The 19,755-nt window shown below is 45.5% G+C and carries 23 protein-coding genes and 1 riboswitch; of the genes, 13 read left to right on the top strand and 10 right to left on the bottom strand.

Annotated features, from left to right (window positions below; translation table 11 throughout):
- Nucleotides 1-141 precede the first annotated feature (141 nt).
- From Psch_RS20455 to Psch_RS20445, 3 genes are all read left to right on the top strand, one after another.
- Nucleotides 142-837, top strand: a complete 696-nt coding sequence (locus Psch_RS20455) for a response regulator transcription factor (RefSeq protein WP_427910129.1) — start codon at nt 142-144, stop codon at nt 835-837.
- Nucleotides 834-2,225 (top strand): sensor histidine kinase, encoded by a 1,392-nt coding sequence (locus Psch_RS20450; protein WP_134218648.1) that lies wholly within the window; start codon nt 834-836, stop codon nt 2,223-2,225. The genes Psch_RS20455 and Psch_RS20450 overlap by 4 nt, the downstream gene beginning before the upstream one ends.
- A gap of 112 nt (nt 2,226-2,337) precedes the next feature.
- Nucleotides 2,338-2,850 carry a DUF2680 domain-containing protein gene (locus tag Psch_RS20445; protein ID WP_190259531.1) on the top strand — a complete coding sequence of 171 codons (513 nt, stop codon included), beginning with the start codon at nt 2,338-2,340 and terminating at the stop codon, nt 2,848-2,850.
- A gap of 249 nt (nt 2,851-3,099) precedes the next feature.
- Here the strand turns inward: Psch_RS20445 and Psch_RS20440 are convergent, their stop codons facing one another.
- A complete protein-coding gene (locus Psch_RS20440) occupies nt 3,100-3,537 on the bottom strand; it encodes a universal stress protein (protein WP_134218647.1) in 438 nt (145 codons plus the stop codon).
- 185 nt (nt 3,538-3,722) lie between these two features.
- Nucleotides 3,723-4,502 (bottom strand): 4-hydroxy-tetrahydrodipicolinate reductase, encoded by a 780-nt coding sequence (locus tag Psch_RS20435; protein WP_205079559.1) that lies wholly within the window; start codon nt 4,500-4,502, stop codon nt 3,723-3,725.
- A 149-nt stretch (nt 4,503-4,651) separates the two neighbouring features.
- A riboswitch (cyclic di-AMP (ydaO/yuaA leader) is annotated at nt 4,652-4,811 on the bottom strand.
- 319 nt (nt 4,812-5,130) lie between these two features.
- Between Psch_RS20435 and Psch_RS20430 the strand changes: the two genes are divergently transcribed.
- The 5 genes from Psch_RS20430 to Psch_RS20410 are packed head-to-tail and all read left to right on the top strand — an operon-like array spanning nt 5,131 to nt 10,193.
- A complete protein-coding gene (locus tag Psch_RS20430) occupies nt 5,131-5,961 on the top strand; it encodes an aldolase/citrate lyase family protein (protein WP_134218646.1) in 831 nt (276 codons plus the stop codon).
- Nucleotides 5,954-6,991 carry an NAD-dependent epimerase/dehydratase family protein gene (locus tag Psch_RS20425; RefSeq protein ID WP_134218645.1) on the top strand — a complete coding sequence of 346 codons (1,038 nt, stop codon included), beginning with the start codon at nt 5,954-5,956 and terminating at the stop codon, nt 6,989-6,991. Before Psch_RS20430 ends, Psch_RS20425 begins: the two co-directional genes overlap by 8 nt.
- Nucleotide 6,992: 1 nt before the next feature.
- The gene (locus Psch_RS20420; RefSeq protein WP_190259530.1) at nt 6,993-7,910 is read left to right on the top strand and encodes a glycosyltransferase family 2 protein; all 918 of its coding nucleotides are present in this window, start codon (nt 6,993-6,995) and stop codon (nt 7,908-7,910) included.
- Nucleotides 7,849-8,583 carry a class I SAM-dependent methyltransferase gene (locus Psch_RS20415; protein WP_134218643.1) on the top strand — a complete coding sequence of 245 codons (735 nt, stop codon included), beginning with the start codon at nt 7,849-7,851 and terminating at the stop codon, nt 8,581-8,583. Before Psch_RS20420 ends, Psch_RS20415 begins: the two co-directional genes overlap by 62 nt.
- Nucleotides 8,580-10,193, top strand: coding sequence for a glycosyltransferase family 39 protein (locus Psch_RS20410; protein WP_190259529.1), 1,614 nt, complete (start codon nt 8,580-8,582; stop codon nt 10,191-10,193). The genes Psch_RS20415 and Psch_RS20410 overlap by 4 nt, the downstream gene beginning before the upstream one ends.
- 264 nt (nt 10,194-10,457) lie before the next feature.
- Here the strand turns inward: Psch_RS20410 and Psch_RS20405 are convergent, their stop codons facing one another.
- Nucleotides 10,458-10,808 (bottom strand): hypothetical protein, encoded by a 351-nt coding sequence (locus tag Psch_RS20405; RefSeq protein ID WP_134218641.1) that lies wholly within the window; start codon nt 10,806-10,808, stop codon nt 10,458-10,460.
- A 349-nt stretch (nt 10,809-11,157) separates the two neighbouring features.
- Here Psch_RS20405 and Psch_RS20400 point away from each other — a divergent pair, with 349 nt between their 5' ends.
- From Psch_RS20400 to Psch_RS20380, 5 genes are all read left to right on the top strand, one after another.
- Complete coding sequence (locus Psch_RS20400) at nt 11,158-11,442, top strand: DUF5316 domain-containing protein (protein ID WP_134218640.1); 285 nt, start codon at nt 11,158-11,160, stop codon at nt 11,440-11,442.
- Nucleotides 11,443-11,730: 288 nt separating this feature from the next.
- Entirely contained in the window at nt 11,731-12,183 is a 453-nt protein-coding gene (locus tag Psch_RS20395) for a DUF2975 domain-containing protein (RefSeq protein WP_134218639.1), read from the top strand.
- A 13-nt stretch (nt 12,184-12,196) separates the two neighbouring features.
- Nucleotides 12,197-12,424, top strand: coding sequence for a helix-turn-helix domain-containing protein (locus Psch_RS20390; RefSeq protein ID WP_134218638.1), 228 nt, complete (start codon nt 12,197-12,199; stop codon nt 12,422-12,424).
- Nucleotides 12,414-12,926 carry an exosortase K gene (xrtK, locus tag Psch_RS20385; RefSeq protein ID WP_190259528.1) on the top strand — a complete coding sequence of 171 codons (513 nt, stop codon included), beginning with the start codon at nt 12,414-12,416 and terminating at the stop codon, nt 12,924-12,926. The genes Psch_RS20390 and xrtK overlap by 11 nt, the downstream gene beginning before the upstream one ends.
- Nucleotides 12,910-15,600 carry an MSEP-CTERM sorting domain-containing protein gene (locus Psch_RS20380; protein WP_190259527.1) on the top strand — a complete coding sequence of 897 codons (2,691 nt, stop codon included), beginning with the start codon at nt 12,910-12,912 and terminating at the stop codon, nt 15,598-15,600. The genes xrtK and Psch_RS20380 overlap by 17 nt, the downstream gene beginning before the upstream one ends.
- Nucleotides 15,601-15,647: 47 nt before the next feature.
- Here Psch_RS20380 and Psch_RS20375 read toward each other — a convergent pair whose 3' ends face one another.
- The 7 genes from Psch_RS20375 to Psch_RS20345 all read right to left on the bottom strand — a co-directional run bounded on the left by Psch_RS20375 (nt 15,648) and on the right by Psch_RS20345 (nt 19,675).
- Nucleotides 15,648-16,058 carry a hypothetical protein gene (locus Psch_RS20375; protein WP_190259526.1) on the bottom strand — a complete coding sequence of 137 codons (411 nt, stop codon included), beginning with the start codon at nt 16,056-16,058 and terminating at the stop codon, nt 15,648-15,650.
- Between the two features lie 263 nt (nt 16,059-16,321).
- On the bottom strand, nt 16,322-16,678 hold the full coding sequence (locus Psch_RS21315; protein WP_243124269.1) for a cytochrome b5 domain-containing protein: 357 nt from the start codon (nt 16,676-16,678) through the stop codon (nt 16,322-16,324).
- Nucleotides 16,679-16,767: 89 nt separating this feature from the next.
- A complete protein-coding gene (locus Psch_RS20365) occupies nt 16,768-17,331 on the bottom strand; it encodes a helix-turn-helix domain-containing protein (RefSeq protein WP_190259525.1) in 564 nt (187 codons plus the stop codon).
- Nucleotides 17,332-17,814: 483 nt separating this feature from the next.
- A complete protein-coding gene (locus Psch_RS20360; RefSeq protein ID WP_190259524.1) occupies nt 17,815-18,189 on the bottom strand; it encodes a type II toxin-antitoxin system death-on-curing family toxin in 375 nt (124 codons plus the stop codon).
- Nucleotides 18,186-18,428, bottom strand: coding sequence for a type II toxin-antitoxin system Phd/YefM family antitoxin (locus Psch_RS20355; protein ID WP_190259523.1), 243 nt, complete (start codon nt 18,426-18,428; stop codon nt 18,186-18,188). The genes Psch_RS20360 and Psch_RS20355 overlap by 4 nt, the downstream gene beginning before the upstream one ends.
- A 147-nt stretch (nt 18,429-18,575) precedes the next feature.
- A complete protein-coding gene (locus tag Psch_RS20350; protein ID WP_190259522.1) occupies nt 18,576-18,794 on the bottom strand; it encodes a hypothetical protein in 219 nt (72 codons plus the stop codon).
- A 302-nt stretch (nt 18,795-19,096) separates the two neighbouring features.
- A complete protein-coding gene (locus tag Psch_RS20345; protein WP_243124268.1) occupies nt 19,097-19,675 on the bottom strand; it encodes an acetylglutamate kinase in 579 nt (192 codons plus the stop codon).
- Between the last annotated feature and the right edge of the window lie 80 nt (nt 19,676-19,755).

Raw genomic sequence — 19,755 nt, 5'->3', positions numbered from 1 at the left:
ATAGCTGTTAAACCTTTAAATAACATTAGAAAAGCAACTTTTTTTTACATTACCCCGGTTAGAGATTTTCTTGTTTTTGAATATTTGAAGCAGAATTAATATATGTTAAGGGTTGTATCTTTTGTTAAGAGGTGTTTTTTTGTGCATAAGGCAAGGATACTGATTGTTGACGATGAAGAACGCATCCGGGATATGATCAAGGAGTATATCAGCCTTGAGGGATATTCGGTTGACGAGGCATCAGACGGAGTTGAGGCTTTGGCGCTGTTCAAACAAAACAAGTATTCCCTTATTGTGCTTGATATTATGATGCCCAGAATGGATGGCTGGAGCGTGTGCACGGAAATCAGAAAAACCTCCAATGTGCCTGTGATCATGCTGACAGCAAGGGGTGAGGAATACGATAAGCTTTTTGGCTTCGAACTGGGAGTGGACGATTACATTGTAAAGCCATTCAGCCCAAAAGAACTGCTGGCCCGCATGAAAGCCATTATCAGAAGAAGCGTTTCACCATTACCGGAGGCGGCGCCGGAGAATAAAGCTATCTTTGAAGGCCTGGTGGTAGAGTTTGCTGCGCGCAATGTCTATGTGGATGGTAATATTATTGACCTTACGCCAAAAGAGTATGAGCTGCTCAATTTTTTTATCAGGAACCCCAACAGGGTATTTTCCAGGGAACAGCTTCTTGAAAAGGTATGGGGCTATGATTTTGCGGGCAATGACAGGACCGTGGATACCCATGTTAAAATGCTGAGGGAAAGCCTAAAAGACTACAGGAAATTCATCGTTACCGTCTGGGGGACCGGTTACAAATTTGAAGCGGGAGTCAAAAAATGAAAAGCATCGGCTTTAAGCTTTGGGCCGGGATGATGGCGCTTGTAATGATGGTATTGATACTTTTATGGCTTTTCCAAATTGTATTTCTGGAAAGCTTTTATACCCGCATGCGCATATCGGATGTCAAAAATCAAGGCGCTTCCATTGCCAAATTGCTTTATGACGGGAGCAGGGCCGAATTCAAGGATAAGCTGGATGCTTTTGCTTTTAATAACAACCTGAATATCGAGTTGCTGGATCTGGACAGAAACTCCATCTATACCACGGATTCAACAAGCATGCACATACCCATGCAAAGAAACATTGCCAGGGCGGAAGCTTTTCAGGCCGTTTTGAGCGGCAAGGAGGTCACCATTCCACTGACTCACCCACGTTTCGGCTATGAATTTATGCTCTTGGGCCTGCCGGTCAAACAATCCGGGGCATTGTCCGCCGTGATGTTGATCAATATGCCACTGGCTCCTGTTGAAGACACTGCCTTGATCTTAAAATGGCAGCTGTTTTATATCACCCTGGTCCTTTTGACTGCTGCCCTGCTGCTCTCCTTCTTCCTCTCCCGAAGCTTTACCCGGCCCATACTGGAAATCAAAAAAGTGTCTGAAACAATGGCTTCAGGCGATTTTTCAGCAAGAATAAAATCGAACAAACAGGATGAAATCGGCAAACTGGCAGAAACCATCAATTACCTGGGACAACAGTTAGCCAAAATTGAACAACTTAGAAAAGATTTAATTTCCAACATCTCCCACGAACTCCGCACGCCTTTAAGCATTATCAGAGGGTATGCTGAAACCATCCGGGACGTCAGCGGAAATGCTCCGGAAAAACGCGAAAAACAGCTTGGCATGATCATTGAAGAGACAGAACGCCTCAGTGAAATTGTAGACGACATCCTAAACCTTTCCCAGCTCCAGGCGGGCTATGCCCGTCTTAATAAAAGCCGTTTCCCAATAAAGGATGTGCTTGACACGGTTATAAAACGATATGATGTTATAAGCGAGAAAACTGGTGTGCAAATCATACTGCAAGATTCAAAACATGCGCTTGTGGAAGCGGATGAAAAAAGAATTGAGCAGGTATTTTACAACCTGATCAATAATGGCATCAAGCATACACCCCCGGGCGGGACTGTTACAGTCAAGGTGATTGACCACTTGCAAGTTGTCCGTGTCGAGGTTACGGACACGGGTAGCGGTATAGCGGAAGAGGATCTTCCCCATATTTGGGACAGGTACTATAAAGCTAAAAAGACTGCCGGTAAAAACGTCCTTGGCACAGGACTGGGACTCGCCATCGTCAAGAGCGTACTGGAAGCGCACCAGGCGCCTTATGGAGTGGAAAGCAAAAAGGGGGCCGGCACAACCTTCTGGTTTGAGCTTCAAAAATGATATTCTTTTTCAAGACTATCACCGTTCTTTCAGTCTTCTAACATACTTCTATCACAATTGTTCCTTATAATAAAAATACAAGCTGCAAAAAAAAGATAAGGAGCGTGATTTCATGATCAACTTCAGGAAACTGCTTGTGGTGGCAACAGTCGCAGGGGTTCTGGGCGCGGCAGGCGCCGCCTATGCGGCAACAGCAAAAACACCGGCAGAAATAACAGCCGAATTGACAGGTAAAACAGTTTCGGAGCTTTACAATGAGCGTGCCGCAGGAAAGACCTACGGCACAATAGCAAATGAAGCAGGCAAACTGGATGAGTTTAAAACACAAATGCTTGAGCAAAAGAAAATCATGCTTGACCAGCGAGTAGAGGACGGCAGGCTTACACAGGAACAGGCAGACAACATTTATAACAATCTACAGAACCGCCAGGCTGCCTGTAACGGAAACGGCAATGCCGGAATGGGCAAGAATTACGGCGCAGGCTTTGGACAGGGCAAAGGTATTGGTAACGGAACCGGTGTTTGCGATGGAAGTGGTATGGGCAATGCGAATGGCAAGGGTAACGGAAATGGTTCAATGAAAAACGGCGAGGGTATGGGCTTCGGACACGGATTAAACAGGTAGTTGCCCGAACAGATCAACCAGGCAACCGGCAGAGCCCAGGCAAACCGCATGGCCTGCCGGTTGGGTCGAATTTCATAATAAACTCAGACATTAATGCAGCTCGGGCGGCAACCCCCCTGCTCTCTAGACAATGATCCGCTTTCCGCATAATATGATAGCAAACTTTAAGAATACACATTGAAAAGGGGCATTTCGATTTAAATAATTTGAATCGAAATGCCCCTTTTACACAGTATTTGCAAATTAATTTTACCTTACGATCAAAATTGGTTTTTCAATACCAAGCGTAACTTTGCGGGTTACACTGCCTAATAAATTAAGCACGCCGCTCATTCCGCTGGATCCCATGATCACAAGATCAATATCATGAGAATTTACATAATTGACAATCTCTTCAGAAGGATTCCCCTCAACCGAATGGATGCTGACCTTATTCGACATATCCTCAAGCATGTTTTGGGCTTCGTTTAAAATTTTGCTGGATATTATCCTGCTTTCTTTTTGATAATTTTCGATAAGTTCCGGTGAAAATTTATAAGGATTAGACGGATAATCAATTTTAGAGACTTCCAATACATTTAATATCATAATTTCACTGCCGAATGCGCCTGCTATTTCTTTTGCTTTTTCAATAGCCAGATCCGAAAATTTTGAGCCGTCAACCGGTACGAGTATTTTTTTAAACATAATTCATGCCTCTCCTTCAAAGTAATATGAACAACTGGAGACTTATCATTCTTTCTAAATAATATTTTAAAATGTTTTTGTATGTTATGCAATGAAAATAAGTTTAAGTCAAAACTGTATCGGCACCGATCCTATTGGAGTGCATGCGCGCCCCGTTGGAATGAACTCTGTTATAATCCAACAAGTTACTCATCAACTTCAAAAACATGGGTATTATTGACAAAGTTCAAGGCCACAGCTTCCTCCATAGTGTAGATACCTTTGTCTTTACCCATCAACCATTTGGCAGCATAAATAGCTCCTTGTCCAAAAGCCGCCCTATTTAATGATTCATGTACTATCCGTATGGTCTGATTGGGAAGGCCAAAAATCACTTCATGTTTACCGACTATCCCCCCAACGCGGATGGAATTCACATGTTGCCTTTTATCAAGACCCAGGTCTTCCGCAATCCTCAAAGCTGTTCCAGAAACATCCCTTTTATCACGGAAATGCTCTTCGATAATTTCGATATCAGCGTGGGGAGCGATCCTTTGCAGTACTTTAGAAGCCTCGATCAAGAAATTAATGCCCAGAGTGATGTTAGGAGAATACAACACCGCCGTTTGCTTGCCCAGCGCCTTTAACTGCTCCAGATGAAATCTATCATATTTTGAGATAGCCGACACGATGCGAGTTCCATACTGGGCCGCTTGTTCATAATTCTCAATCGCACTGGCAGATGAAAAGTCAATGATTACATCCACATGATTATCTTGATAAAAAGCTTCGGAATCTATATCTTCTATAGAATAGATCATTCCTTCATTATGATCAAAGCCTAACAAGCGGCTTGCATATTTGCCTTCCATGGCTGTTGATTTTCTCAATACCCAGCTTAACTCGCAGATTTCATCTTTTATGATCTCTTTGGCCACCACTGACCCCGTCCTGCCAAAGCCGAACATCCCAATCGTAATTTTCAAGCGGCATACCTCCTGACTTTTATTCTGATTGCTCGCAGCTTCATGCAGCCATTATTTAGCCACCCCATTCCAGGAACACAAAGCCCCCGGCATATATCTTCCGGGGGTAAAAGAGGTCAAGCAGGCCCAAGCCTGGTTATAGACCGCCTGTTTCCTCCCTTTCAACGCCTACGAAGTTAGCTGACGGATTCGGGCCGAAAGAGTAGCCCTACGATGCCGGCAACCGGTTGAAGTCCGGCCGACTATCGATTCACCCCCGGAAATTGGTTCCCCCGCTTCTCCTAAAGAAGAATTAAGCGAATATGGAGTAATATTAAGTTTAATACATACTGACAACTTATGTAATATACTAAGGTTGTCTGTTGTGAGTATATCACAATAAATTTTCCAGGTCAATCTTATATCGGCGGACTCGCGGCCAAGCATGATTTGGCAAAAAGATACATCAAAACCTATCTGTCATAAGCCAGAACAAATTCATATATTGTAAACCGGGATGAAGATTTTTCATTTTTTATGGAAGGCACTGTCTTCTGAAGGCAGGTAACGTATTAGAAATAAAACTTGGAAAGCTCACCCGTGGGCCCTGGGATTCGTCGCTGGTTGTTGTCTACGGGAGGAGGTAAGTATGACTGATAAGTTTGAACTGGTGCTTTTTTCGACCGATCCTGTATTCATCCGGCAAGCGGTTGCCGCAGGGATTGACAGCATCATGGTTGACTGGGAATCCCTGAACAAGGAACAGCGACAAGCTCTGGCCGATACCCAAATTAATTATGATACCCTTGAAGACTTGCGACGGGTTCGGGCCTGCACCGAAGCGAAGGTCATTTGCCGGATAAACGGTTACGGCACGACAACAGCAGAAGAAGTGGCGCAGGCTGTTAAAGCTGGAGCAGATGAAATTCTGCTCCCCATGGTCCGGACGTTGGAAGAAGTTGAAATGGTTCTGGACTGGGCCGGAGGCCGTTGTGGAGTGGGTATTTTAGTTGAGACCGTTGCCGCGCTTAAGCTTGCCGGACAATTAGCCCGCCTGCCGTTATCCCGGGTCTACGCCGGCTTAAACGATCTGGCCATTGAGCGAAAAACACCAAATATCTTTACTGCCCTGGTTGATGGAACGGTTGAGAATACCCGGCCTTTTTTCACAGTTCCATTCGGCTTTGGCGGGCTTACCTTGCCGGAACGCGGCCACCCCATCCCCTGCCGCCTGCTCATTGCTGAAATGGCCAGGCTGGGCTGCCGTTACAGTTTTTTACGGCGCTCTTTTCACAGGGATATCCGGGGGCGTGATATGGCCGCCGAGATTCACCGCCTTCTTGGAGCGCTGAAAGAAGCACAACAGAGGTCGCCTGAGGACGTGGCCCGGGACCGGCACGCTCTCGAAAACGCGGTCCGGGCCTGGCGCGGCGTGATGTCGCGGTCCAGGGACAGAAAGGAGCCCCTCTGTTATGCATGAACTACAGGGCAGGCACGTACTGGTTACCGGAGCGGCAGGGTTTATTGGCGCCAATCTGGTTCAGGCGCTGCTCCGGTACGGCGCTGAAGTCCATGCAATTATCCGACCGAACTCAAACTTGTGGAGAATTGAAAAACTACTTCCTGATTTATACCTTCATGCAGTAGACATAACTGACCGTGAAGGGCTGAAAAAAATAGTGCTGGAAACAAGCCCGGAAATTATTTATCATCTCGCGGCACAGGGCGTATCTCCTGCTTTTCAGGAGCGCTACGAGATTTTAAGAACCAATATTCTTGGTACATTTAACCTTTTAGAGGCAACTGCGCCTTTGGACTATCAGCTCTTTGTTCATTTGGGGGGCTCTTCGGAATACGGCGCGAAGCACGGGCCCATGCGGGAATTGGACTGCCCGGAGCCTCTAACTTTCTATGGTACGGCCAAGGCTGCGGCGACACTGCTTTGCCAGCAGCATGCCAGAGCGAACGGCCGGCCGGTTGTGGCGCTGAGGGCATTTTCAGTCTACGGCCCCTGGGAATCACCGTCACGCCTTATTCCTACAGCTATCAGGGCAGCACTGGGTGACCATGAGCTGGCTTTGACTGCCGCCGGCTTCCGGCGGGATTTTATTTTTGTCGAAGACCTGGTGGAAGCTTGCCTGCTTGCCCTGAGAGCGGTAAGGATCTGTACCGGTGAAATCATTAATATAGGGACCGGAAAGCAATGGAGCAACGAGGAAGTCGTTGACCTGATTCAAGCCGTGACCGGACGGCGGATCAAGGTACGGGTGGGGGCTTACCCCGCTCGTGCCTCCGATAAAGCCCACTGGGTGGCCGATATTGGGAAGGCCGGGAGCTTGCTGGGGTGGGAGCCCCGGCATCCGCTCCGGGCCGGGCTGGAGAAAACCATCGCCTGGTTTCTTCTTCATCAGGATGACTACGATGGCCTTTCGCAGGAATTACCAGGTCCGGGAGCAAGGGACGCTGTTTCCGGTCCCGGCAGTTTTGCGCCATTGCAAACGGAGGTTTGAAATGCCATATGAAACTCAGTTACCGTTCCGGGGAAGGACAAATGATGAAGCGCCTGCAGCAGCTGCTCTTCAAGACCCGGAGGTCACCGTTGTTATTCCTGTATACCGGAACCGGGAAACACTTCGCGAACTTCATAGCCGCCTGCGTAAAGTTTTTGAAACAGGACGGAGCAGTTATGAAATTATTTTCGTGGACGACTCCTGCCCCGAAGGCTCCTTTGCCGTCCTGGAGGAACTGGCCCGGGATGATTCCCGGGTAGCCGCGCTGGCCCTGGAACAAAATACCGGTCAACACCGGGCAGCGTTGACCGGGCTGAGATTTGCCAGGGGTAAAGCTATGGTAGTGATGGATGCGGATCTGCAGGATCCGCCGGAGGCAATTCCTGTCCTTCTGTCCAAGATGAAGGAGGGGTTCGACGCCGTTTTTGCCGGCAGGCGCGGTCGCTATGAATCAAGGTTGAGGCTGGTCACCTCCCGCCTTTTCAAGGGACTACTTCACCTTTTGTGCGGCGTTCCCGCTGACGCCGGCATGTTTTTTGTGATAAGCCGGCAAATGGGTGAACGCCTTCTGGCCATCAATGAGCCCCATCCTTTCGCAGTGGCCATGATTGGCTGCACCGGGCTGTCCGTGGCTTCTGTTCCGGTGGTACGGGCCCGCCGTCCTGACGGCGGCTCCGCCTATAGCTCCTGGAAGCGCCTGAGAACCGGCTGTCTCACAGCTGCCCGGGTTCTTGCCTGGAAATGGAACAGCGGCAAACCCTTTCCGGGGCATTTCGTCAGTCCGGTTCCAGTTAAAACATACACCGGAGTCCGTTTTCTCCACGCCGTTGAAAATCCATTGGGAGGGGAAAAGAGTCTTGAACCAAGATTACCGGCAAGAATTACACAGGCACAATCTGATGCAGACGCGCTATTATGAGCATTCAAAAAAACCTCACATGGTACCGCAGGAAACCCTTTACCTGCGGCGCCACGTCGATGAACTGCTGCGCTTTGCCGGCATTGTGCCGGGCGAGCGGCTGTTGGAGGTCGGTTGCGGTAAGGGCCGGTACACTCTCCTTTTGGCTCAGCGGGGTTTGCAGGTGGAAGGCCTCGATCTCTCACCGTTTCTCTTGGAACAACTGCGCTTATTTGACGGCGGGCGCTATAATATTTCTTTGCACTGCACGGATATAGCCGATCATCCCCCTGCGTTGGATGGGCAGTTTGACGCGGTTGTAGGCTTTTTTGTCCTTCACCATCTTCATAGCCTGCCGCTGTGTTTCAAAGCTATAACCCGCCTGTTAAAACACGGGGGGCGCGTATCTTTCCTCGAGCCAAATCCATACAACTTCCTTTACTACGTCCAGCTCCTGGTCACACCCGAGATGACATGGCAGGGCGACAAAGGCATTATGCGCATGCGTCCGTCTTCAGTCTTCCATGCGATGAAGGAAGCCGGTTTCCGCCGGCTTAAAATGACTCGCTTTGGGTTCTTTCCACCTTTTTTGGTGAACAGGCCGTGGGGGGCCAGGCTTGAAAGTACATTGGAACGGGTGGTTATCTGGCGTCCATTCTTACCATTCCAGCTCTTCAGAGGCGAGCTGCCGTGAGCGGTATCAAGGAAGAATGCCCCTTACAGGTAAAAACCAACCCGGTTCAGGTGAGGTTAAGTTTCTGGATTTTCAGCGGGTTGAGCTTGTTTGCCTTATGCTTTTGTCTTAGTATCACCGAGGGTTTCAATATGGCGGATGCAAGCTGGTTTTTACAGGTGGCGCACCGCGTTACATCGGGGGAGGTCCTTTATCGCGACGTGTTTTTTGGCGCCACCCCCCTCTCGATCTACCTGACCGCTATCTTTACCGCTTTATTCGGTACGGAGATCCTGGTCGTTAAAGGAATCACGGCGCTCTGTCTGGTGTTGACTGTTCTTTTATCTTGCCGAATCGTCCAGGCGCTTGGCTTCAATCAGGGATTTCCATACCTGTTGGTCCTGGCGCTGATAGTCTATGCGCCGCCCGAGGTTGCTGTTTACCAACCCCTGGCAAATCTTTTCTTTCTCATATGCTTTTATGCCACTCTAGTGTGGACAAAAAGCGGAAAGGCGGTAAACCGTGCCGTCAAGGGCAAATCCACAGGCGCTTTGGCTGCGGCCGAATTGGCCGCGGGGCTGTGTTTTGCATCGAAACAAAATATTGGAATTTATGCTCTGGGTGCGCTTTTACTAACGCTAACCTTCAATTCCAGCTCCATACGATCGAAGAGGCAGAGCAAGCCGGCTGATATTATTATCGTTTTGTCCGCATTTTTTTTAGTCTCAGCGCTGGTTTTCCTGCCGGTCTGGTTCAGCGGCGGAACCGAAAAACTCCTTGATTACGGATTTTTCAACAAAGGGACATATATCCGCCTGGGAAGAATCTCTTATCTCGACGGGCTCAACCAGTTAGCGGATCTCCTTAGAAATATAGGGTCCTTAGATAATTTGAAAAAGATTTACCTGCTGGCGCCGTTCCTTTTACCACTTCTAACGTTTGGCGCCCTTCTGGCAGCCTGGCTTCATCCCGGTAATGATAAGCGGAATTTAACAACAACAGTGTTTCTTTTTGTCGGCGCCGCCTTCTTAGGGATATTCCCACGCGCCAGCAGAACACACTTGACTTTTGTGATTCCCGAACTCCTGATCGGGTTGACTTATGCCTGGCTCCTGGCCAAACCGTACCTGACCACGCGATGGATACGTCTGATTCAAGCAGGACCGGTATTATGGTTCGGTACCGGCCTGGCTTTTATGCTTATTAATCCCTTGGTGAAGGTTTCAACCGCTGACTATCAGATATCGAACCTTCCTCATTTTCGCGGCGTCTTAATTAATAGCGATAAGCTGAAAGAGATCCACAGCTTTGCCCAAAGCTTTACTGAAGAAGTTGCTTTAAATGAACGGGCATTTATCCTCAGTCCTTATGCCGGGTTCTACTACCTCGTGTCCGGCTTGAAAAACCCCACCTCTTTTGATTATCCGCTGGCCACGGCTTTCGGCCGCAGCGGAGAATCAGAAGTTATCGCAGCCATTTCCCGGCGGGAAATTGACACTGTTTTCCTGGGCCCTCAGTTGAATTATCCTTCACTGCATCCAGTGCTTTTGGCGAGATATATTCAAGGGCACATGGAACGGGATCGTGATTTGGGGGGATTCACTATATATCGCCTTGCTGCTGAGCCATAGCTAAAGTACATACCGGCAACAGGCGCCTGACAATATCAATGATATTTTTTTGGGCTTTGAAGTCGCTTCAATGGACAGGATGATTGAATCATCAAAGAAAAAGGGCTGGTGGTAAAAATCGGGCCTTTCCAACCAGTCCAAATATCAGGTTCTTTTCCGTTAAAGACCAAACGGTGTCAGCGTTAATTCGTAGGATACTTTTAGGGGGCCAATATGAGGGTAACCGTATAAATAATACCGGTTAATGCAGGACACTACGATCTCCTAAAAAGAAGGATCTCTCGATTCCGCCGAAGTATTAATTTTTAAACCGGCTGCTACCAGATCGTGTAAACTATCCGCCTTGCCGGTGGTTTCCACTATAAGCTTCCGGGTTGGTGTTGTTTCCAGGCTTTTGATTATAAATTGGGTATTTAGCATTTTCATCATTACAGGAGGTTCACCTGAATTATTGTGATACTCTTCAGTTAGCCTTTCCGATAAGGGGGATTTTACATTGAGAATCATTTCATAACCCATGAGGCTTTTGCCGCTAAAGTGAAAACTGTTAAACATCTTGGGCAGGAAACTATCAATTTCCAGGTATTGCAATTCTTCATTGGTTAGAGTAATCATAGCTATTCTCCTTTTCAAAATTCCTATCGTCCCGTATTATATATCTTCCATGCCTGGATCGTCAACGAAGCCCACGCATTTGACAGTGTCAACCTGACGCCGTAAAATCGCATTAGACGAATTATTTGAGATTATTATTATAAGTATCGCCGGACATTGTTAAATTGAAGGTCTAGTTTTCAGTTGGTTATCTATAGTTGTAGCAATTTGTGCGCATATTTTTTATTCCTGAAATAAAAAAAGGAGGACACGATTTTATATGGAAATTATTACTAGATGAAATCATACTTACAGATCAATCAACATGAATATATTGGAAATAAAAAATTCAAAGGAGCAGGTGTATTTTATGCGTTCATTTATTATTGGTTTAGTTATTGCAATTTCAGGCCTGGTTGTCTCTTTATTTCTTGATAACCCCAATATGGTCGTTAACGGATTGCTAATGGTTGGGGTTGTGCCAATGGTATTAGCTGCTATTTTTTCTGGAGCATTAGTCAGCGGAGATAGGGTTAGAGCAAATTATTCCGATGAGCAAGATTTTAGACAGCGTATGCGTTGGTCTACAAATTTGTTTCTATTTGGGATTCCTAATCTATTAGCATCCTTAGCCATATATTCCATAAATGGTTGATTCATCTACCCAGGCTATCAACAAGCCGGCTATTCTCCCAGGGGTTTTGTTTGTTGCTCCATAATGCATGCCCTCCTTTTTCCATTCTCTTTTATTTTATCACAGGATAAGCAATCACTACGCGGGTAGGACGTAACTGCATTAAGCAGCTAATTATACCGCTAGACTCGACCCGCATTATATATTGAATTTCAATGTAAATTTATTGTTTATCAATAAAAATATATTGTATTTCAAAATCCATCGTGCTATAATGCTGCTTGATAAAGTTCTCGGGAGGTCTTTTTCATGCAAAATAAAAAAACTCTACACCACCTTACCAAGATACTAATGGATTTTATGTTTTACAGCGGTATTCTGGTTTGCGCATCTGTTCCGGTAATTATTTACAAGCTGATTCCACATGCCCTTATAGCTGAAGGCATCCGCCTGCAATTAACAGCTGTACTAATGTTGTCAGGCATCGCAGCGCTCTATATTTTATGGACGCTGAGATGTATTTTTCAAACGCTTTTGCATACCGACCCGTTTACCATGAAAAATGTCGACGCTCTGCGGAAAATGGCAGCTGCCTCTTTTGTCATTTCAGCTTTATACATAACAAAATGCTTGTTCTGGTTTACACTGGCAACAGCCATCATTGTTATTATCTTTGCTATCGCGGGCTTGTTCTCGCTGGTTCTGGCAGATGTGTTCAAACAGGCGGTACAGTATAAAGAAGAAAATGACTTAACGGTGTAAGGAGTGATGAACAGTGCCGATTATCGTTAATCTGGACGTAATGATGGCAAAAAGAAAAATTGGGCTGATAGAGCTTGCGGAACTGGTAAACATCACTCCTGCAAATTTATCAATTCTAAAAAACAACAAAGCAAGGGCAATTCGATTTTCCACACTGGAAGAAATCTGCAAGGCATTAAAGTGTCAACCGGGCGATATTCTGGAATACATGGATACGGAGCATGACGGCAATGACAGATAAAGTACAGAATATTCTTTTTTATTTTCTTACTGTCCTGGTTGGTCTGTATTTGATATATGGGTTTAAAACCACACAGGATGCTGTCTTAAAGATATTACTTTATCCTCACGCAAAAGCGGCAGAGATTTTTTACAACATTCCGCTGGTGTACACAAACGGGATTGGATATTCATCTATTGATTGTACATTCAACATTGGTCGGGAATGTATGGGTTATCACTTTATTGTTTTGATGTTTTTAATGAATGCCTGTATGTTCGCAAAGCATTTTAACGGCTTTCACAAGGCGCTATGGTTTATAACATGTCTTGTCGGAGCTGCTGCAGCCGGGGTCTTAATCAGCTGTATCAGAATTGTTGGTTCGATACCGTTTGTAACCCACGAGAAATTTGCACTCCTGCATTCAGGTATAGGCATTTCTCTTTATTTTGCAGCTCTGGCGGCAAGCTATATAGCAGTCAATCAATTAATTGGAAGTGATGATAATGAAAGCAGTTACTAAACCCGTTTACATATTATTGTTTGTGACACTGCCTCAGCTGATGCTGTTAGGTTACCTTACCTTTAGGCCCGGAGAGTTAAATATTGAATCAATAGCGCTCTCGGGCACCGTAACTCTGCTGTTAATGGGAATATTTTCAATTTACGCCCTCATAAAACGCAGGGAATCCTCCACGGACACAAGGGTATTCACAGCAATTTCAACTGTTTATGCGTTGTTTACAGCATGTATGCTGCTGTTCAATGAAGATTTATTTAACAGAACAGGTTTTGTCAGCCCGCGGCTGGTGTTTATCGTATTATGCATGATCCCTGTCTTGTATGGCATATACGGCACAGCGTTTAACACAACATCAGCTGAAAAGAGTAATGATACAGCCGGTTATGCTGGATTAATTGCAGTTCCATTTATCTGGTTTATAATGATGAATATTATAAACGGCATCAATTTAAACGCCATACTTATGATCTCTATCATAGCAGGCGTTTATACAATAACACTGCTGTCAGTGAAAATGCTGCTTGTTTGGAAGCGAGAAAATCCTGACTGTGCATGCAACAGCCCTTCCACCAAAAGGTATTATATGATTACAACTTTTGTATCGCTGCTCTTGCCATTGGGAGGTCTGGCAATTAATCAGGGCAAAGCGGGCCTTTGGTCCAGTGCTGATTCCGTCGGCATGTTCGGCGATTTTTCAAGCCCTGCCTTCTATATTATTGCAGCGTTAAACGGATTCCTAATGCTGCTTCCTGCAGTAAAGGACCAAAAGCTCAGGCTCTTGGTGTTTTATCTGAAGGCGGTTTGTTATACATATATACTGTATTTTTTCATCGTCTTCCTGCCGATTCTCCCCATGGGAGCAGTAGGGCTCGTTTTTTACGGATTGGGAATTTTCATTTTGGCGCCCGCCTTCGCTGCAATCTGGCAGGGTTGGCATATAATCAAGGAATGGGCCGGTCTGCCAAAGGCATGGGGAACGCCTCGCATAATAGCTGTCTTTTGTGCCGGGATCATCACCCTGCCCGTCTGCATGATATCTACATTCTGGAGCGATAAGGATAATTTTGAAGCTGCCGTGCAGTATTTGGATCATAACAGTGTTGAGGTTGCCAAAACGATTGATTTGGCACGCCTTCATAGAACATTAAAAAACGTGAAGGGCAGCTATGATTTAACAAGGGGTATAACTGGTTATGCCCCTGGAAACACACCCATAATATCAGCCTTTTACACAAATTTTGTTCTGGATGGGAAGGTCATATCACAGCACAATATCCTGGCACTTGAAAATCTGTTTTTTGACTCGGGGCACAGTCTAATTGACGCCGGTCTTTCCAATTCGGATATGGTAAATAACCGGGTACGGCTTGCAGCTGTGAAAAGCAAAACAGAGTTTTCTGAGGAAACAGGAGTGTACAGGTCATGGGTTGATTTGACACTGGAAAATCCTACAGGAGAGGGAAATGGAGAGTATGTTACTACCTTCAAACTGCCGGAAGGCGCATATATCAGCGACTATTACCTTGATGTACTCGGAGAAAGAAAAGAGGGTATTCTTGCCGACCGCCGGGCCGCCATGTTCATTTACCGGAAAATTGTAAACACACGCCGCGATCCGGGCCTGCTGTACTATACAGGCAGGAATACTTTGGAACTCAGTGTCTTTCCATTCAACGAACACGAGGTAAGACAGACAGGCTTTGAAATTCTTCACAATCATCCATTAAATATTAATTTGGACAACAATATTATTTCACTGGGCGGAGACGTGGCGCAAAAAGAAACAGCTGTTGAAGGAGCGGTCCTGCTTTCGCCTTTGCAAAAAGCCGGTTTGAAGCGTGTTGAAAGAACACCCGAATACCACTTTGTTATTGACTGCTCAAAAAACAGCGACATAGCATGGCATATTGAGCAAATTGAAGAATATGCAAAGGCCAATAAAATCACCCGGGCTGAAGTGATTTTTGCTTCCCATAGAGTTGAATCCCATTCTCTTGCGGATATGAAGAAGGCAAAATTTAAAACCGAATGCGGGTTCAATTTTTATAGGGCGGTAAGAATGATTTTAAGTAAAGAAAGCAGCAAAAGTTTCCCAGTTATAATTGCCGTATCCGATAATATGCCCGGAGCTGTTTTCCCTGAAAATATTTATCCTTTGTCCGACAGATTCCCTGAAAGTCCTTTCTATTATGCTTTGAATCACGACCTGACTTTAACACCATATTCTTATGAAGACAACAAGGCGGGAAGCAGATTAAAGAACCCTATTGTAGAGCCAGTCCTTGACTTCAATGGAATCTATGTATCGGACAATGATGCATGCGAATTAGTGCTGGGCGATATGGAATCGGACAGCATTACTTTAACAGGCAACCGGTATAAGGACGCTATTCTTCTTGATGCGGCGCAGCAAAGATATTTGTTGAACGGGAAACCGAACCCTTTGGAACTGATTCGAGCCGGCTTCAGGGCAAGAATCTTGACACCCCAGACAGCATTCATTGTGGTTGAGACACCGGAGCAGGAACAGGAACTGCTGGATTTGCAGGAGAGAATTCTAAACAACAATGAACAAATCCCCACCGTAACGCTTGATGAGCCGCCACTGCTTATATGTGCCATTCTCGTTCTGCTGGTAATACTTTTTATGAAAAAACGAAAATCATACCCCTGACATGGAGAATGCCCTGTTAGCCTCTTTGGCGCGCTTTTGACATTGCGTTAGGTCTGCAGGTCACGACGCTTGAACAGATAAAGGCCCAGTATGGCCAGTGCAGCGGATACAAGGCACAGGCCCGCCAACGTGAAAACAGCAACATCGTTTGCGGGATACACATAGGAGAACGGTGACAGGCCATATACCGCCGCGCTGATGCTCTGCTGTTCCCAGAGCACCTCCAACATCACAAATAAAACCAGCAAAGCAAAACTCGCCCCGTTCATCCATCCGGGCAGCAGGCCAAAGAAAAACACGGCAAGGCCTCCCATGACCCAAATAGCTGGGATTTTCCTGACCATTTCCAGAAGCAGCCGTGTAAATTCACCTGGCGTCCCGGTAGAGAGCGCCGCGCCCAGCCCAACACCAATACCTGAGACAAGAGCGATCACCGCCGTGCCAAGGAATACAAACAAAAGATGACTCAGGCAAAATCCGGACCTTTTCACCGGCAGGGATAAAAAGGTTTCTCTCTGGCCGATTCCTCTCCACGCAGAATACCGGCGGACATCAGGCAGTAAACAGAAATCAAAATAGCAAAAACATACAGCATCAGGGACATAAAGGCTTTGTCAACCCCGCCTAGCTTTTCAATGATCCCCGCAAGGGCCTCGGCGTACAATCAAAAGATTATACGATGGCTTTCGACAAAATTCTTTGTCTTTGATGAACAATAATCTTAATTTCCTGAAAGTTTCCCCACAATTGGAACTTTGGCCAGTATTGAGGCTTTATGAGGAAAGTCTGCAGTCAGATCTTTACCGGCGCTACAGCCTTGATGATTTCCGTTTTTCCACTGTCGCACTTTTGTAACATCATACACAATTCCATTAACTGCGATATAGGCAGGATTCCCGTTTTGTCCGTCAAATTTGCTTAATTCCTGAAGCGTAAAGACCTGGGCATTCACCTGAGATGTCCTGTCTGCTTGACTTTGTTGCGTAGTCGGTGACGGACCATTCTTATAAAACAAGCATACGGCTAGAATACTTAGACAAATGAAACTAATTACAATTATTACGATTTGATTTTTCATCGTTCAACTTCCTTCTTTCATCAAGGTGTTCATTTCACCAAGTCTTCATTTCATTATATTGATTTATTTTCTTCGGTTGCTATTTCAATTTAACATTTATCTGTTATTTTCGTAGTAAGCCACCACCCTAAGCCGAGTAGCATTACAATTCCAATGAGCGTTACCCATAAACCCATCTTCAGGCTTATCATATATACAACGGACAGTAGAAGCGTCAGATAAAGAGACCCGAGGACGATCCACTTTGGGATATCCTTTACGAGCGGGATTCCCAGCGTAATCAGAAGAGAAGCACCGATTAGAAACGACATAAAATCCTCATTCATGAGACCGACGGGATACATACTCCCGCCCCAGAAACCTGTCAGGATTCCGACCGCAATTAGTACATATCCAAAAATAGATCTTCCTCTCATCAGATTTCCTCCATCATTGACCAGTTTCCTTTCCAGCTTTTTATCCCCTTTTACCAGTTCATCCAGTGTAATTCCGAAAATATCACTAAACTCAATCAGTTTCTCCAAATCAGGATAGCTCTGTCCTCTCTCCCATTTTGATATGGCTTGACGACTGACATGAAGCTTGTGAGCCAGCGCATCCTGGGATAGATTTAATTTATTTCTTTCCTCTTTTATCCGGGCTGATAATTCCATAAATATCCCCCCTTCTTATTTTTTTCGTAGTTTAATAATAGTGACGGATTTGAATTCCGTAAAGAGATTTATCGTTGCTTCAGGCGCAACCTTTGGTTGCACACTATAACTACCACAATTTTTATCCCCCAATATTTTCTTTTCATACTCCCCACGAAGTACAAATCAATCGTGCAATCATAAAACCACCGGAATGTCATGATCATGACATGCTGATGGTTCGTACTTAGTATATATCTTACCTGCCGGCCCAAATCGAAAATGGAAGGATAAGCCTTCTTAGGGCGGAACTTATGGGCCACTACAAGCGTTGCATCTATGGAAAGCGGGCTTTCCGAAATTGCTCTCAGAAAGCCCGCAAAACCTTCTATTTACTGGCCGAAATGGACTTGCATCTATTTCAACCTAAAATTCTGTAATGTGTGATCAATTTAGATGCAGCTTGTTTTGGCTTAAAACAAGGTTTTTTTTGCAAAAAAACGGTTAATTATGTCTTAGAATCCACTCCAAAAGCTCTTTATCATCCATCTCACCGGCGGCAATCCTTAAGCCTGTTTCAACGATATCTTGATCCGTACAGGCAAGGCCGGTACCGTTCAGTTCAAGAAAAACCATCATAGCCAGCATCCCGATTCTTTTATTACCGTCAACAAAGGGATGGTTTTTAATGAGGAAATAACCCAACCGCGCCGCTTTCGCCTCCAGCGATTTATACAGATATTCTCCGCCATAGGTCTGAAAGGGGGCGTTGACCGCCGAATCCAGCAGGCTCTCATCACGAATCCCGTCCATGCCTCCGGTTTCTTTAATCAATGTGCTGTGCATCAGCACAATCTGCGGGACACTCAGCCGTTTCATTTGGCAAGTTTCTCGAATGCGGCACGGTGCTTGGCAATCAGGCGACTAGCAACGCTTTTCACATCTTCGTTATCCGTCACCTGTTCCGCCTGATATTGGCTGAATTCGGTAATAATGTACCGCGGTACATTGTTTTTCAAAATGATTGCGACACCATTCTCATCAACCAGGCGGGCCACCTTGGAGAAATTCTGGTTGGCCTCGGTAATGGATACCAGGCTATTTGTGTTAATATTCATTCAAAGCACCTCCTACTTTTATATTATACGCAAGATAGGATAAATACAACCTATTTCATTGAAACATTTGGCCCAGCGACTTGGACGATGATGATCAGATAGATGAACAGAAAAAACAGCAGCATCACAAAAGAAAACACCCGGTTTTTAGCATATCTTCTGGGCCTGGCTCTTTAGTCGCTGGATATTGTCATAATCATTCTTTAGGCCAAAAGTGTTGGCATATATACCCATAAGTTCCAACGTCACCGCCGCGTAAATGGGCTCGCCCCTGTTAGGCTGGCCATGTTCGCAGTAATCTTGATACCCGGCCAGGAGGCGGTCCTGGTCAACCAGGCCCAAATCCGCCAGACGTGAATTAGACAAACAGCTCAGTGATGGCAGCCCGCGCGCTCCTGCGCAAAGCTAGTTCCATAATTGGGGCGAAGGTTTCCCGGAGGACGGGGTGCGTCACGTTCCGGGAGCAGCCGTAATAGGGTTTGTAGCTATGGATAAGCTGATTTGAATATGGGGGGGCTAAAAGCCTCTTTTTAACGATATTATTCCATGTGGAATAATTCAAGGCAGTCAAAGTTGTAATATGGCTGCCCAATAATTTCAGGCTCCTTGTCAGTGGGGTATAAAGTGCAATGTTCAAAAATAAGCGATTATTTTTTGGAACTAATCCCTTAATATATATGGAACTGCTTAATTATTCCCTCAGCCATTACGTCAGCCATTCCTAAAGTGTGTATCTCATTTTCATCATACGCTGCGATGCTTGCCTCATACTGTCCGGTAAGCATGTTAACTGCTTCTGCTTTAACTAATGCTAGGTGGCGGTACATCATCCTTCTCCAATGCTCCTGAGACCAATAAGGATTGATATTTCCTAAGAAAACAGCGATTGCATCAGCATTAGCATACCATTTCCTTTCTGCTTCTGCTGCTGCCTTATTATCTCCGGCTTTTGCTGCTTTGACAAGATCTGCAGCTATAACAAGATGCTCCTTGAACAAATCCCGAAATTTCGCAGCAATTCTTTCTCCGTAGTAAGGCTGCAGCGCATGCTCAAAATCTACGGGATTACGAAGTAATCTAGCGACAACGGAGTCTACATTCGGCAAACCAAATACCAGGCTTGTTATGGTTGACCATGTCCAAACATCATGCTGTTCCCATAGCATACGCATATAATTCCTTACATCCACTTGTGCTTTAGTAAACACGATGGGTGTATGATAAAAGTCCTGATTGTAATACACCATTCATCACCTCTTAAAATCAGTCATTTCTAGCATATAATATGAATAGACTGACAGGATAGTTCCGTTGGTTAGAGGTTTAT

Source organism: Pelotomaculum schinkii, from assembly GCF_004369205.1.
Taxonomy (GTDB): Bacteria; Bacillota; Desulfotomaculia; order Desulfotomaculales; family Pelotomaculaceae; genus Pelotomaculum_C; species Pelotomaculum_C schinkii.
This window is presented reverse-complemented; position numbering and strand designations above follow the sequence as displayed.